Below are 13,393 nucleotides of genomic sequence, written 5' to 3'. Positions count from 1 at the left end.
CGGGTAGCATACTGTAAAATAATATGAAAAGAAAAGCCGGGATTTTCGCTCTCCGTCAGGAGCAGCGCAAATCTCCGGCTTTTTTAATTTTCGCTGACATTTGCCGCACAGCAGGGGAGAGCGGCTTCACGGCGTTTCTGAATTCCTCCATCCTATGGAGGCGTTGGAAAAGTTACATTCCATTCAATTGCGGATAAAAATGCGGCCACCACAAAAAGTGATGGCCGCATTCAACTGAAATATCGGAATCTCATTGTGAGGTTGGATTGCTGCCTGCTTATTCGCCTACGACCGATTTTACAAATGCGGTAAGAGCCTCGTCCTTGCTGTTTGCGTAGAAAAGCTTTTTAAAGTGCGCGCCGCCGAGGGCGCCCTTCAGCAGTTCCTGGTCGATCCCCTTCAGGCAGGTAATGAGATCGTGGAAATTGTTTGCCCTTACGGCGTCAAGAATCTTCTTGTTGCTGCGCTCGACCTCCTGCTTTTCCTTCGGATAGCCGCCGCCGCTCTCACAGCCGAACAGCTTTTCAAAGATATATTCCAGGTTGCACTCCGCGCCCCAGCCGAAGCCCTTTGCAAAGGGCAGGGAAATCGCGTTGCCGTCGTTGATCTGGGCAAACATGAAGGCGTCGCTCGGGTCGACCACATGGCCGCAGATCACGCCGGGGAAGCTGTTGAGCGCGAGCATGGCCCCCTCGCCGGTGCCGCAGCCGGTAACGACATAATCGGCCGCGCCGCTGTTCAGCAACACGGCGGCCAGAATGCCGTTCTGCACATAGGTCAGCCATCCTTTATCCGTGGCCGTATACATGCCGTAATTGTATACCGTATGACCCATTGGTTCGACTACCTTTTTCAGTACGCCGTAGATCAATTCATTTTTTGCGGACTGGCTGTTTTCGTTTATCAGTGCTATTTTCATGGTATCTCTCCTTTATTTCCTCGGGCCACGTGATTGCCGTCCGGGGGATTTTTTATAAAATGGTTTTTATCTGCTTCAATACGGAATCCGTGTCCAGACCGTATTCCCGCAGAAGCTCGTCCGGTTTTCCGGATTGTCCGAAACGATCCTGTACCCCGATCTTTTTGAACCGGAAATCGCCTTTGCCGATCAGCACGGCGGATACCGCGTCGCCTAAGCCGCCGATCACGCTGTGCTCTTCGATGGTGACCGCCTTTTTGCACCGGGAGGCGTAACGCAGCACGCAGTCCTCGTCGATCGGTTTGATGGTGTGGATGTTGACTACGGAGGCGGATACCCCGCTTTCCGACAGCCTCGCCGCACATTCCAGCGCGGTGGCCACCATGATGCCGCAGGCGAACAGGACAACGTCGCCGCCTTCCCGCAAAACATTGGCCTTTCCGATTTGAAACGGCATTTCCTGCTCGAATACCGGAGACGCGGGCCTTGCGAGACGCAGATAGGCGGGACCTTTCATCGCCGCCACCGCGTTGACGGCGCGCTTCGTTTCGTTTGCGTCGCACGGTACGATCACCGTCATGCCCGGGATCACGCGCATCAGAGCGAGGTCCTCGATAGCCTGGTGGCTGCCGCCGTCCTCGCCAAGCGTGATTCCCGCGTGCGTCATGCCCAGCTTTACGTTAAAATTCGGGTACGCGACGCTGTTGCGCACCTGCTCGTACGCGCGCCCCGCGCCGAAGATGGCGAACGTGCTGCAGAACGGGATAAATCCCATTGTGGAAAGTCCCGCGGCCATGGAGATCATATTTGCTTCCGCTATTCCCCCGTTAAAGAAACGCTCCGGATATTTTTCGGCGAAGCCGTTGGTCATGGTTGCGTGCGCTAGATCGGCGTCCAGAACGACGATCTTGTCGTTTTTTGCGCCAAGGTCGACCAGCGCTTCCCCGTAGGCGGCTCGTATTGCTTTTAATTCACTCATTCTATCAGCCCTTCATTTCTTCGAGCGCGGCATCCCGCTCGGCGGGAGAGGGTGCTTTCCCGTGCCAGCCCACTTGATTTTCCATAAAGGAAACACCTTTTCCTTTGACCGTATGCGCCAGAATGCATTTCGGTTTTCCCGGCCTTGCGGGGATTTCCAGCGCACTGATCACCTGGCCGATCTCGTTGCCGTCGGCCAACTCGATCACGTCGAACCCAAACGCCTCGAAGCGGTCCCGCAGGTTGCCCAGAGCCATGACCTGGTCGTTGGTTCCGTCGATCTGCAGCCCGTTGTTGTCGACCATCACTGTCAGATTGTCCAGCTTGTAGTGGGCGGCCGCGGTGCATGCTTCCCAGACCTGCCCTTCCTGCAGTTCACCGTCGCCGAGGATCGTGTAGACCTTCTGGGGGCCTTTCGCCGCTTTGGCTCCCAGCGCCATCCCTACGGCGATGGAAACGCCCTGGCCGAGCGAGCCGGTCGAAGCGTCCACGCCGGGGACCTTTTTCACGTCCGGATGGCCTTGAAGAATGCTGTGAAGCTGACGGAAATTTTTAAATTCCGCCCTGTCGAAAAATCCCATTTCGCCCAGGACCGCATAATAACAGGGAGCCGCGTGCCCTTTGCTGAGCACAAACCGGTCCCGCGCCGGGTCGTCCGGGTTTTTGGGGTCCACTCTCATCTGTGTGCAGTATGTCGCTGCGAGCAGCTCCACCATGGAAAGGGAGCCGCCCGGATGCCCGCTGGCCGCGCCGGCGACCATTTCAATGATGTCGCGGCGCAGCTGTGTGCACAGGGAAAGAAGTTGTTGATTGTCCAGTTTTTTCATCTGAATACCCAGTTCCGTTTCTTATTTTTTCAGGGTACGGGCTTTTTTCAGAAAATCGATATAGACCGCGCCCAAAATGACACATCCTCTTACGACGAACTGCCAGTAGCTGTTGATGCGGAGAAGATTCATGCCGTTGTTTAAGACGCCGATAATCAGGGCGCCGACAATCGTTCCGCCAAGGGTACCGACACCGCCGTTAAAGCTTGTGCCGCCCAGAACCGACGCGGCGATCGCGTCGCGCTCAAAGCCCTCGCCGACGGACGGCTGGCCGGAATAGAGGCGCGCCGCAAGCACCACACCGGCAAGAGCGGCTAAAATACCGCTCATCATGAAGACGCGCATCTGGACCGATCTGGTGTTGACGCCGGCATATTTCGCGGCCTCCGCGTTTCCGCCCGTGGCGTAAACGTGGCGTCCGAAGCCCGTGCGGTTCATAATAAAGAACAGGACGATGAAAACAAAAGCGACCACAAATACCGGGGTCGGGATTCCGAACAGATCGCCGGTGCCGATCAGGTTGAACGTCTCGTTGGTGCACTGGGTGGGCTGGCCGCCGGTTACGACATAGCCGACGCCGCGCACGATAATCTGTGTGGAAAGAGTTACGATAAAGGGCGGGATCGTGGTATGGGAAACGACGTATCCGTTGAAGAGCCCGAGCAGCGCGCCGAAAGCGAGCGCCGTCAGAATGCACACCGCCAGCGGAAGCCCGGCGTTTGCCAGACGTACCGTGATAACGCCGGAAGCGGCGGCGCACGAACCGACGGACAGATCAATTCCGCCGCAGATCAGGACACAGGTGATTCCGAACGCGATCAAAACGTTTACACAGGACTGCCGCAGCAAGCTCAGCAGGTTTGTAGAAACAAGGAAAGTATTGGTAGTGAGGGAAAGCGCGATGCAGAGTCCCAGCACCGCGGCAATCGCGGCCAGGTTGCGTCTCAGCCAGTTTATGGCTATGTTTCCAGACGCTCCGCTTTTCAGTGCCGCGGATTCCGAATGGTTAGTATTGCCCATTTTATTTGTTTCCTCCTTCCACTGCGTAGGACATGATAATCTCCTGAGAGATTTCGTCTACATCAGGGTCTAATATTTTAACAAGTCTGCCTTCGCTCATAACCGCAATACGACTGGAGTTATTAATGATCTCAGGCAATTCGGACGAGATCATGATAATAGATACCCCTTCTTTGCTCAGGTCGCTCATCAGCTTGTAGATTTCCGCCTTTGCGCCCACGTCGATGCCGCGGGTCGGTTCATCCAGGATCAGAACCTTTGGCTTGGACGCCAGCCATTTTGAAATGACAACCTTCTGCTGGTTACCGCCGGACAGCTCGCCCACCAGCTGGTTGACGGATGCCATGCGTATCGAAAGTTTATTCTGATATGTGGAGATCAAATTCGTTTCTTTTTTACGGTCGATTCTGAGATTATGGATAAATTCCTTCAACACCTGAAAAGTAAGGTTCACCGCGATGCTGTGGCCCAGAAAGAGCCCCTGTTCCTTACGGCTTTCGGGAACCAGCGCGATGCCCGCGCGGATTGCTTCCGTCGGATTGGAGACAGACACCTTTTTTCCTTCGATCCATACTTCGCCGGAGTGGATTTTGTCGATTCCGAACAGCGCGAGAGCCGTTTCCGTCCGGCCCGCGCCCACGAGCCCGGCAAAGCCCAGAATCTCGCCCTTTTTCAGGTCGAAGCTGACGTCCTTCACAGCCCTGCTGCACAGCCCTTTGACCTGCATCAGCGTCTCGCCGCCCACAACGCGCTCCTGTCCGTAGATCTCGTCGAACTTGCGGCCGACCATCATGCTGATCAGCTCTTTTTCGGTTGTTTCCGCCGTGTTTTTCGTACCGATAAATTTACCGTCGCGCAGCACGGTGACTGTGTCGCAGACAAGGAAGGTCTCCTCCATACGGTGTGAAATGTATATGATGGCCACGTTTTTTTCCTTCAGCATTTTTACCTGCCGGAAAAGGTCCTCTACCTCGGCGTTGGCCAGCGAAGCGGTAGGCTCGTCCATAATAATCACTTTTGCGTTTTCATTGATGGCGCGCGCGATTTCCAGCATCTGCTGCTTTGCGATCGACAGACCGGAAATCAGGCGGTTTGTCGGCAGATCGATTCCCATCACGTCCAGCGCGGCGCGGGTTTCACGGTGCATTCTGCGCTGGTCGATCAGCCCCGATTTTGTCTTGGGTTCCTTGCCAAGAAAAAAGTTTTCGGCGATCGTCATACTGGGAACGTTGCTGATTTCCTGATGGATAAAGCTGATACCGTAACGGCGGGCGTCGTCCACAGTATTGATCTGTACCGCTTCTCCGCCTATCTTGACATCGCCTTGATCGGCATGGTAAATACCGCCGAGAATCTTCATCAAAGTGGATTTTCCGGCACCGTTTTCCCCCATCAAAGCACGTACCTCCCCCGGTTTAATGGAGATCGATACGTCATCCAGAACTTTGTTGGAGCCAAATGACTTAAAAATGTTGTTCATCTCAAGGGTATACTCACTTGGCATTGAATCACTTCCTTTTACTGCTTGCCGCCTGAAAGACGGCATTTACTTTGGAAACAGGCCATGAATTTCATAAATTAGTTGCGTAACCGGTCACCAATCCGTGAAGAGGTGACCGATCACGCTCAGATTTTCATTGAGAAATCGATTTTTTTATTTGTCTACGTTGCTGGCGTCGATAATGGTCATCGGCATAATGACGTTTGCTTCCACTTTTTCGCCGGCGATGAGCTTGTATGCGGTTTCCACTGTGGTACGGCCGATGCCGGTCGGGTCCTGAGCGGCGGAAGCGACCATTTCGCCCGCGCGGATAAAGCCTTTTCCTTCATCGGAGCCGTCGACGGATACAACCTTGACATCCTTGATTTTTCCCGCTTCCTTCAGTGCCGAAATGGCGCCGCGGGCGGTAGGATCGTTAATGGTGAAAACGCCGTCGAGATCCGGATAGGCATTGATAAAGTCGACCATGATCGGCTGTGAGTAGTCCGCGGTCGCTTTTTCCACGTCCTTGCTCTGAAGGATCTTGATGTCCGGGTAGTTTGCTTTGATTTCGTCTTCAAAACCCTTCTGGCGGGCATGGCAGGTGGTGGTGGTGCTGAAAGTGACTTCAACGATATTGCCCTTGTTGTTCAGTGCCTTCGCGAGGGCCTGCGCGCACATATGTCCGGATGCCTCGTTGTCGGAAACGATCGTGCTGGCGACCAGCTCGGGGTTTTTAACGCCTACGTTAAAAGCGATGACCGGAACGCCGGCCTTCTGGCAGGTTTCCAGGGTCGCGCGGACGCCGTCCGAGTTGATGGGGGACAGGCCGATTACGTTACAGCCCTGGTTGATCAGGTCGATTACGTCGTTCATCTGCTTGTTCTGGTCTCCCTGGGAGTCCATCACCACAAGGCTGTCGTCCGAGCTTTTGAGCGCCTTCTGCATACCTTCTTTGATCTGTACAAAAAACACGTTTGTGAGGTTCGGTACGGAAATGCCGATTTTGAGCGGTTTGCCGGCAGCTGTGCCCGATGCGGCGCTCTCAGCCGCACTGCCCGCCGCGCTGGCCGCCTGTGAAGAGGCCGCGCCGCTGTTTCCGCAGGCCGCCAGAGACAAAACCATAGCCATGGCCAGGATGATTGCACTTAATTTTTTCATTTTAAAGCTCCTTTTCATTTTGAGTTTCTCCTCTTTGCAAATCTTTGCAAATTATCATTATAACCGGCAGGACGATCCATCATAAATCAGCAGCCAAGGTAACCGCCGTCTACCGGAATAATTGCGCCGTTAAGATAATCGGATGCATGGGAAGCGAGAAAGATCGTTACGCCCTTGACATCGTCCGGCGTGCCCCAGCGCCGTGCCGGGATGCGGCTTGTGATTTCGGCGTTGCGGGTTTCGTCCTCAATGATTTTTGTATTCATCTGCGTGTCCATGTAACCCGGCGCGATCGCGTTTACATTGATCCCCTCGCGGGCCCATTCGTTGGAGAGCGCTTTGGTGATCTGGGCGACGCCGCCTTTGCTGGCAGCGTAGGCCGGAACGGTGTAGCCGCCGAAGAAGCTGAGCATGGAAGCGATATTGATGATTTTTCCGCTCTTCTGTTTGAGCATTTCGCGCCCCGCAAGCTGGCAGAGCATGAAAACGGCGGACAGGTTGATATTCAGGACCAAATCCCAATCCTCTATCGAAAAATCCTCCGACTTGCTGCGGCGCTGAATGCCCGCGGCCGGAACGAGGATATCAATTTTTCCGCCGAGCTTTTCCAGCGCTTCCCGGAACGCGCGGTTCAGTTCTTCACGGTTGCCGAGGTTGGCGCGGACGGCGTGGGCTTTGAAGCCCCGATCGCAGAATTCCTTCGCGGCAGCCTCCGTGCCGGCTGAAATATCGATGATCGCCACTTCGGCTCCCGATTCCATCAGGCCTTCGGCTATTCCGTGGGACAGACCCGAAGCCGCGCCCGTTACGATCGCTTTTTTTCCCGTTAAATCGAATAAGTTCATACTTTTTCCTTCCTTAAAATTACTTTCCGGCGGCTGCGTTGACAACATTGACCAGCGGCTGATCCAGAGCGCCCCGAACGGCTTCCTCCGCCACCTTGCGCTCCAGCTCGACTGCGGACTCTTCCGAGTACCAGGCGATATGCGGAGTGGCAAGGAAGTTCGGAAGGCTCAGAAGAGGGTTGTCCTTCGCAATCGGTTCCGGGCTGAAGACATCGCAGGCCGCGCCGGCGATCTCCTTGCCGGAAAGGGCGTTGAACAGGTCCTGCTCATTGATGATGCCGCCGCGGGATACGTTGATGAGATAGGCGCTTTCCTTCATTTTCTTTAACTGCGGGGCCGCGATCAGATCGCGGTTCCCGTCCAGCGGGCAATGTACGGAAATAATGTCGGAACGCTTTAGCAGCTCGTCCAGGCTGACCATTTCCATATAGTCCTTCGTGCGGCCGGCCTTTTGTGCGTATTCATCATAGGCAAGGACCTTCATTCCAAAGGCTTTGGCTCTTTCCGCGAAAGCGGTGCCGATCCGTCCTACGCCGATTACGCCGACCGTCTGAGTGGACAACCTGTAAATGGGGATCGCCCTCTGGTATTCCCAGACGCCGCTTTTTACATTGCCGTTATTCAGAACGATTTTTCTGGCAAGGGCCAAAGCAAGCGCCATCGCGTGATCCGCCACTTCGTACATCCCGTAGTCCGGCACATTGCAGACTTTAACGCCGTGCTTCGTGGCGGCCGTCAGGTCAACATTATCCACACCCACGCCGTAACGCACAATCACCCGGAGGTCCGGCAGATTGTCAAACACCTTTTCTGTGAAGGGGGCATACTGATTAATCACCGACTTGAATCCTACGCATTCACGAATCAGGTCGTCTTCCGTCTTACATTGGAGCCAGGGCGCTTCCAATCCGGCCGCTTCCAGCACTCCGGCTTCCACCGTAATGCTGTCATGGTCGCAGTCTGTAATCGCCACAAGATTCCGGTTGAGCATTCGCTACACTCCTTTTTGAATTTTAAATATAAAATTTGATTTCGATCTTTATTATATAAGCGCGCCGATTATTACGCAATAGTGAAAATCAATGAATAAATTTGATAAAGAATAGGCAAATTAGCCAAAAAATCGATTAGCATATGCTTAAAACGACTTTATAATTCGCTAATTCATATAATATAGTGAAAAAGGGCATTTTTATTTGTATTAAACATTTTGCTGGAAATATGCTAAATAAATACTTGATTTTTATAGAAATTATTTATATAATAGATTATGAAATTGAATATAATATTTTATATTTGATAGATTATTTAACAACTGTTTATAGAATTCCCATATTTTTTGATGACATACTGCTTTGCTTGTGATAAAATAAACAAGTTGTTAATCATCGTTATTGTTTTCAGACAGGCTGCTGGCAGCCGTTCAGTCTAAACGGAATGCGAAAAAATTGGATGGCTTCTGCACTGTCGTCCATAGGAGGTCAAGTATGGAAAAGCAACCCCTTTCTTTATTGGAATGGGCTTACGGCCAGATCAGGGACCAAATTATGTCCGGCGAAATGGAGCCGGGTAAAAAGGTCGTTGTCAATCAAGTTGCCGAAAGTCTTTCGATCAGTCCCACCCCCGTCAAAGAAGCGATGAACCGTTTGGTGGCGGAGGGGCTGATGGACATGCTGCCCCGGCGGGGCTTTGTTGTGAAACAGTTGAGCATGGACGAAATCCGCAATATCATGGACTGCCGTATCATGATGGAAACCTTTGCGGCGATACCGGCGGCGGAAAATTTTCACGCGCACCCTGAAATTCAGGTGAAAATGCGCGAGGTATTGAGGAAAATGGCGGATGTTCAGGCCAATGACTACGTTAGGGCCAACCAGTATGAACAGATTTATCACGGAAGCATTATCCGACTGACGGAAAACCGGAAGCTGACGGAGCTTTACGATATGCTGATGGGCGTGAGCTTCTCCTTCCTGGTCTATGCTTCCTCCAGACATCCTATGGAACGGCATGAAGCCGCCCATCAGGAGCATAAGCTGATGTATGAATGCCTGGAAGAGGAAGAGGGCAAAAAGCTGGAGACCCTGATCCGCATGCATCTGGAAAACACGATGAAGCTTTACGAGACGTTTTTACCCGCTTATACCAAAAAAAAATACTGACGGATCCACATCTAATGTATCCACATTTTGATTTTCCATGCCCTGCCGGCTGCGGTTTGGGCAAATCACGTTCAATATTTCCATTGAATTTCAGAAAGGACTTTATTTTAAGATGTCAAAAGGTATGATGCTGATCGGGGAACCGATGGGGCTGTTTATCGCGCAGTCCGAGGGCCGTCTGGAGGATATCCCCGGCTTCTCCTGCGCCGTTGCGGGGGCCGAGTTCAATGTTGCGGTGGGAATGACCAGGCTGGAGCATTCCGCAAGCTATCTTACAAAATTGGGACGGGACCCCTTCGGGAAGCAGATCGTAAAGGCGATGGAACGCAACGGGATCCACACCGATCTGGTTTCCTGGAGCGAGGATCACAGCACCGGCTTCATGATGAAATCCATGGTTTCCTCCGGTGATCCCGATATCTTTTACTTCCGTAAAAATTCCGCGGCGTCTACTTTGAGCGCCGAAGATATTGCCCGGGTGGACTTTTCGGCCTATCGGTGGGTGCACGTTACCGGAATCCTGCCGGCGCTTTCCCGGTCCACCAGAGAAGCGACGATGTTTTTGCTGGAAAAAGCCCGCGAAAACGGGCTGACCGTTTCTTTCGATCCGAATCTGCGGCCTCAGCTTTGGGCCGATCAGCAGGAAATGGTGCGGGTTTTGAATGAAATAGCGGCAAAAAGCGACATGGTTCTTCCCGGTGATTCGGAGGGCCTTATCCTTACCGGAAGCAGAGAGCCGGAAGCCATCGCCGATTTCTACTTGAAGCGGGGAGCCAAAACCGTGGTGGTCAAGCAGGGGGCGAAGGGCGCTTATGTTGCGCGTGCGGAGGAACGCTTCTTCGTTCCGGGATTCCCCGTGGAGAAAGTGGTCGACACGGTCGGCGCGGGCGACGGATTCGCCGTGGGCATCATCAGCGCGTTGATGGAAAACCTGCCGCTGAGGGAGGCGGTGCGCCGGGGAAACGCGATCGGTGCCATTCAGGTCATGTCCCGCGGCGACAATGAAGGGCTGCCGACCAGGGAGCAGCTGCGGCATTTTATGCAGGAAAAATGAAATACTATATAAAATACTATTGATACTAATTAAAAGAGAAAGAGGAACCGATCATGAAAAACCTGATGGATATTATCACGGGCGCCGCCCTGGTGCCGGTGGTTGTTATTGACGACCCTGCCAGATCCGCGGATCTGGGAAGGGCGCTGTGCGCCGGGGGGATTCCCGTGGCCGAGATTACCTTCCGCACGGATTGCGCGCGGCAGGCGTTGCGGGAGGTGGCTGAAAAGGTGCCGCAAATCACCGTCGGAGCCGGTACCGTCCATACGGTGGAGCAGGCGAAAAGCGCCGTGGATGCCGGGGCGAAATTTATCGTGACGCCGGGGTTTGTCCCCGCCGTTGTGGAGTGGTGCCTGAAAAACGATATTCCGGTGATCCCCGGCTGCTCCAATGCGACCGATCTGGAAGCGGCGCTCCGTTTTGGTCTGGATACCGTTAAGTTTTTCCCGGCAGAGGCCAGCGGCGGGACCAGGGCGCTGAAATCGTTCGCGGGCCCTTACAAAGGGCTTCGTTTTATCCCCACAGGCGGAATCAGTGAAAACAATGTGGAAGAATATCTTTCCCTTTCCAACGTAGCCGCGTGCGGCGGTTCGTGGATGGTGCCGAAAGATTTAATCGAAGCGGGAGATTTCAGCCGGATCGTCGGCCTGTGCAGGGAAGCTGTGCGCAGGGCGTTCGGGTTTGAGCTGCTGCATGTCGGCGTCAACACAAAGGACGCTCAGGACGCGTCCAACGTGGCGAACAGCTTTGCCGGCCTTCTTTCCATTCCGGTCACGGAGTTCCCGGGCGCTTATTTTGCCGGGACCATGTTTGAAATCGTGAAGGGCCCGTTCCTGGGCGAAAACGGGCATATCGCCATTCAGACCAACGATATCGGGCGCGCGGTCCATCATTTTGAGTGCATGGGAGCGGAGCTGGACAAAAGTTCGGCGGTGCGCGACGAAAACGGCGGTCTGATCGCAATTTACTTCAAACAGACGATCGGCGGCTTTGCCATCCATTTGAGAAGAAAGTAAGCCGCTTCGGCGAAAAATAATATCCGGCGGCCCGAACGGCGTGCGGAAAACGCCGCCGAACGGAACCGTTCTTCTATGAACGGAACGGAATCAGAAAAACATTGAAAAATCCCCCAACCGTAGTTCCAAACTACGGTTGGGGGATTCGTTCTGTCGGCGTACGGGCCTGAAATGATCCGGATCGATGCCCGCGATCTTACGCAGACGCTGTTTGATCTGCTGGGATGGATTTCAGTGTAAACTGGCCGGCCAGTTTCTTCAGCGACTGCGCCTGTGCGGACAGCTCCTCGCTTTCCGCAGCGCTTTCCTGCGCCGTCGCGGAATTCGTCTGTACCACGTCGGAAATTTGCCCCACGCCCAGCGTTACCTGTGCGATCGCAGCCGATTGCCGGTTGGTGGCGTCGGAAATTTTCTCAATGGTACCGGTGACTTCTTTCGCGCTTTCCACGACCCGGAGCAGGGACTTTGCCGTTTCGTCGGCAATCCTGGTACCGTGTTCCACCTGCTCCATGGAGCCCGCGATTAAGGCGGTCGTGTCTTTTGCAGCCCGGGCGCTTTTGCTTGCCAGATTTCTCACCTCGTCGGCCACTACGGAAAAGCCCTTCCCCGCCGCGCCTGCTCTCGCCGCTTCCACGGCGGCGTTCAGGGCGAGAATATTGGTCTGAAAGGCGATATCCTCAATGGTCTGAATGATTTTCCCGATCTGACCGGAGGACTCGCTGATCCGCCCCATGGCCGCGACCATTTCCTCCATATGCCGATTGCTTGTCTCGATCTCAAAAAGAACCGTATTCACATTTTTACTGGCGCCGTCGGCCTGTTCCGCGTTCGATCGGATATTTTCCGATATTTCCGCAATCGCCGCGGTGAGCTCCTCCACGGAGCTCGCCTGTTCGGCCGCTCCCTGCGCCAGGGCCTGGGCCCCCTGCGAAACCTGTCCCGCTCCGGTGGAAACCTGTTCCGCCGTCTGGTTGATTCGCCCGAGAGCATCGTTCAGGGAAATCAGAATGCTGTGAAACGATTGTTCTATTTCGATATAGTCTCCGATGTACTCCAGTTCGGTGCCGACGGCGAGATTCCCGCGTCCCATTTCGCTGAGCATCCGTTTGATGTCGGCAATATATTCCCGGATTGTTCCGGCCGATTTTTCAAAGGACGCGCCGAGCTGTCCGATCTCGTCGTTCGATCTCCGCTGAATGGGAAAGCTCAGATTGCCTTCCGCCATTTTTTCTGCGGCGTCCGCCATTTCCTTCAGCGGCCTTCGGATGCTTCGGCCCATTTTCAGCGTAATGATCAGGGACAGCAGGACCGCCAGAAAAATGACCGCCAGAATGCTTCCCTTCGCCGCGGAGGACTGTGCGGCAAGGCTGGCGGATACCTTGCGGCCGCTCTCCGTTTTTTCGCTGATCAGAGCGCTGGTATCGGAGAAAATTTTGTTGGAAAGCGGTGTCGCCTGCTTGCTCAGAATGTTCTGCGCGTCGTCCGTTTCGCCGCTTTTTACAAGCTCGACGATCTGCGACCGCAGCTTTTCATAATTGGCCAGATTATCCTGAATGTCATTGTACAGGCCCAGCTCTTTGCTTCCGTCCATACTTTTTTCCATGTCAGAAAAGAAGGTGTTCACCTGCCCGTTTGATTTTTCCAGTTGAGTCGCGTACGAATTCCGGTCCCTGACATCCGTTGTGTAAAGCATATCGCGGAGCACAGCGCTGTTGTCTTTGAATTCCGAGTTGAACAGGCCGATCTCTCCCTGCGCAAAGCCAAAATCCACCAGGGCCGCGCTGTACTTTGCCTCGATATCGGACATTACGATCAACCCGGCAATGCCGCCGATGCTGCAGATGACAATGACAAAAAGAAAAGAAAGCGCCAATTTTGTGCCGATCTTCTTATCTTTCAACATCTTCCAATACCCTCCTCCATTGTGCTTT

12 protein-coding genes are annotated in these 13,393 nt (G+C 53.9%); 3 read left to right on the top strand and 9 right to left on the bottom strand.

Annotation, left to right across the window (positions count from 1 at the left end; all coding sequences use genetic code 11):
- Nucleotides 1–277: 277 nt before the first annotated feature.
- The 8 genes from ACQGQ5_RS03330 to ACQGQ5_RS03295 form a co-directional block, all read right to left on the bottom strand.
- Nucleotides 278–919, bottom strand: a complete 642-nt coding sequence (locus ACQGQ5_RS03330; protein WP_455735178.1) for an RpiB/LacA/LacB family sugar-phosphate isomerase — start codon at nt 917–919, stop codon at nt 278–280.
- Nucleotides 920–971: 52 nt separating this feature from the next.
- On the bottom strand, nt 972–1,898 hold the full coding sequence (locus ACQGQ5_RS03325; RefSeq protein WP_455735177.1) for a transketolase family protein: 927 nt from the start codon (nt 1,896–1,898) through the stop codon (nt 972–974).
- A gap of 4 nt (nt 1,899–1,902) precedes the next feature.
- A complete protein-coding gene (locus tag ACQGQ5_RS03320) occupies nt 1,903–2,724 on the bottom strand; it encodes a transketolase (protein WP_455735176.1) in 822 nt (273 codons plus the stop codon).
- A gap of 21 nt (nt 2,725–2,745) precedes the next feature.
- The gene (locus ACQGQ5_RS03315; RefSeq protein WP_455735175.1) at nt 2,746–3,744 is read right to left on the bottom strand and encodes an ABC transporter permease; all 999 of its coding nucleotides are present in this window, start codon (nt 3,742–3,744) and stop codon (nt 2,746–2,748) included.
- Between the two features lies 1 nt (nt 3,745).
- Nucleotides 3,746–5,248 carry a sugar ABC transporter ATP-binding protein gene (locus ACQGQ5_RS03310; RefSeq protein WP_455735174.1) on the bottom strand — a complete coding sequence of 501 codons (1,503 nt, stop codon included), beginning with the start codon at nt 5,246–5,248 and terminating at the stop codon, nt 3,746–3,748.
- Nucleotides 5,249–5,398: 150 nt separating this feature from the next.
- Nucleotides 5,399–6,385, bottom strand: coding sequence for a substrate-binding domain-containing protein (locus tag ACQGQ5_RS03305; RefSeq protein ID WP_455735173.1), 987 nt, complete (start codon nt 6,383–6,385; stop codon nt 5,399–5,401).
- 86 nt (nt 6,386–6,471) lie between these two features.
- On the bottom strand, nt 6,472–7,230 hold the full coding sequence (locus tag ACQGQ5_RS03300; RefSeq protein ID WP_455735172.1) for an SDR family oxidoreductase: 759 nt from the start codon (nt 7,228–7,230) through the stop codon (nt 6,472–6,474).
- A gap of 19 nt (nt 7,231–7,249) precedes the next feature.
- Nucleotides 7,250–8,221: a C-terminal binding protein gene (locus tag ACQGQ5_RS03295; RefSeq protein ID WP_455735171.1), complete on the bottom strand. Its 972-nt coding sequence runs from the start codon at nt 8,219–8,221 to the stop codon at nt 7,250–7,252.
- Between the two features lie 496 nt (nt 8,222–8,717).
- Between ACQGQ5_RS03295 and ACQGQ5_RS03290 the strand changes: the two genes are divergently transcribed.
- The 3 genes from ACQGQ5_RS03290 to ACQGQ5_RS03280 all read left to right on the top strand — a co-directional run bounded on the left by ACQGQ5_RS03290 (nt 8,718) and on the right by ACQGQ5_RS03280 (nt 11,462).
- Nucleotides 8,718–9,392, top strand: a complete 675-nt coding sequence (locus ACQGQ5_RS03290; RefSeq protein WP_455735170.1) for a GntR family transcriptional regulator — start codon at nt 8,718–8,720, stop codon at nt 9,390–9,392.
- 112 nt (nt 9,393–9,504) lie between these two features.
- Nucleotides 9,505–10,446 carry a sugar kinase gene (locus ACQGQ5_RS03285; protein WP_455735169.1) on the top strand — a complete coding sequence of 314 codons (942 nt, stop codon included), beginning with the start codon at nt 9,505–9,507 and terminating at the stop codon, nt 10,444–10,446.
- 53 nt (nt 10,447–10,499) lie between these two features.
- On the top strand, nt 10,500–11,462 hold the full coding sequence (locus tag ACQGQ5_RS03280; RefSeq protein ID WP_455735168.1) for a bifunctional 4-hydroxy-2-oxoglutarate aldolase/2-dehydro-3-deoxy-phosphogluconate aldolase: 963 nt from the start codon (nt 10,500–10,502) through the stop codon (nt 11,460–11,462).
- 196 nt (nt 11,463–11,658) lie between these two features.
- On the opposite strand, the gene ACQGQ5_RS03275 is transcribed toward ACQGQ5_RS03280, so the two are convergent.
- Nucleotides 11,659–13,365 carry a methyl-accepting chemotaxis protein gene (locus ACQGQ5_RS03275; protein ID WP_455735167.1) on the bottom strand — a complete coding sequence of 569 codons (1,707 nt, stop codon included), beginning with the start codon at nt 13,363–13,365 and terminating at the stop codon, nt 11,659–11,661.
- Between the last annotated feature and the right edge of the window lie 28 nt (nt 13,366–13,393).

The organism is Caproiciproducens sp., from assembly GCF_053840905.1.
Note: the sequence above shows the minus strand (reverse complement) of the source record. Positions and strands in the feature narration are given on the sequence as shown.

Excerpts from the sequence above, each read along its gene's own strand:
- ACQGQ5_RS03330 (WP_455735178.1), bottom strand. The coding sequence starts at position 919 with ATGAAAATAGCACTGATAAACGAAAACAGCCAGTCCGCAAAAAATGAA.
- ACQGQ5_RS03325 (WP_455735177.1), bottom strand. The coding sequence starts at position 1,898 with ATGAGTGAATTAAAAGCAATACGAGCCGCCTACGGGGAAGCGCTGGTC.
- ACQGQ5_RS03320 (WP_455735176.1), bottom strand. The coding sequence starts at position 2,724 with ATGAAAAAACTGGACAATCAACAACTTCTTTCCCTGTGCACACAGCTG.
- ACQGQ5_RS03315 (WP_455735175.1), bottom strand. The coding sequence starts at position 3,744 with ATGGGCAATACTAACCATTCGGAATCCGCGGCACTGAAAAGCGGAGCG.
- ACQGQ5_RS03310 (WP_455735174.1), bottom strand. The coding sequence starts at position 5,248 with ATGCCAAGTGAGTATACCCTTGAGATGAACAACATTTTTAAGTCATTT.
- ACQGQ5_RS03305 (WP_455735173.1), bottom strand. The coding sequence starts at position 6,385 with ATGAAAAAATTAAGTGCAATCATCCTGGCCATGGCTATGGTTTTGTCT.
- ACQGQ5_RS03300 (WP_455735172.1), bottom strand. The coding sequence starts at position 7,230 with ATGAACTTATTCGATTTAACGGGAAAAAAAGCGATCGTAACGGGCGCG.
- ACQGQ5_RS03295 (WP_455735171.1), bottom strand. The coding sequence starts at position 8,221 with ATGCTCAACCGGAATCTTGTGGCGATTACAGACTGCGACCATGACAGC.
- ACQGQ5_RS03290 (WP_455735170.1), top strand. The coding sequence starts at position 8,718 with ATGGAAAAGCAACCCCTTTCTTTATTGGAATGGGCTTACGGCCAGATC.
- ACQGQ5_RS03285 (WP_455735169.1), top strand. The coding sequence starts at position 9,505 with ATGTCAAAAGGTATGATGCTGATCGGGGAACCGATGGGGCTGTTTATC.
- ACQGQ5_RS03280 (WP_455735168.1), top strand. The coding sequence starts at position 10,500 with ATGAAAAACCTGATGGATATTATCACGGGCGCCGCCCTGGTGCCGGTG.
- ACQGQ5_RS03275 (WP_455735167.1), bottom strand. The coding sequence starts at position 13,365 with ATGTTGAAAGATAAGAAGATCGGCACAAAATTGGCGCTTTCTTTTCTT.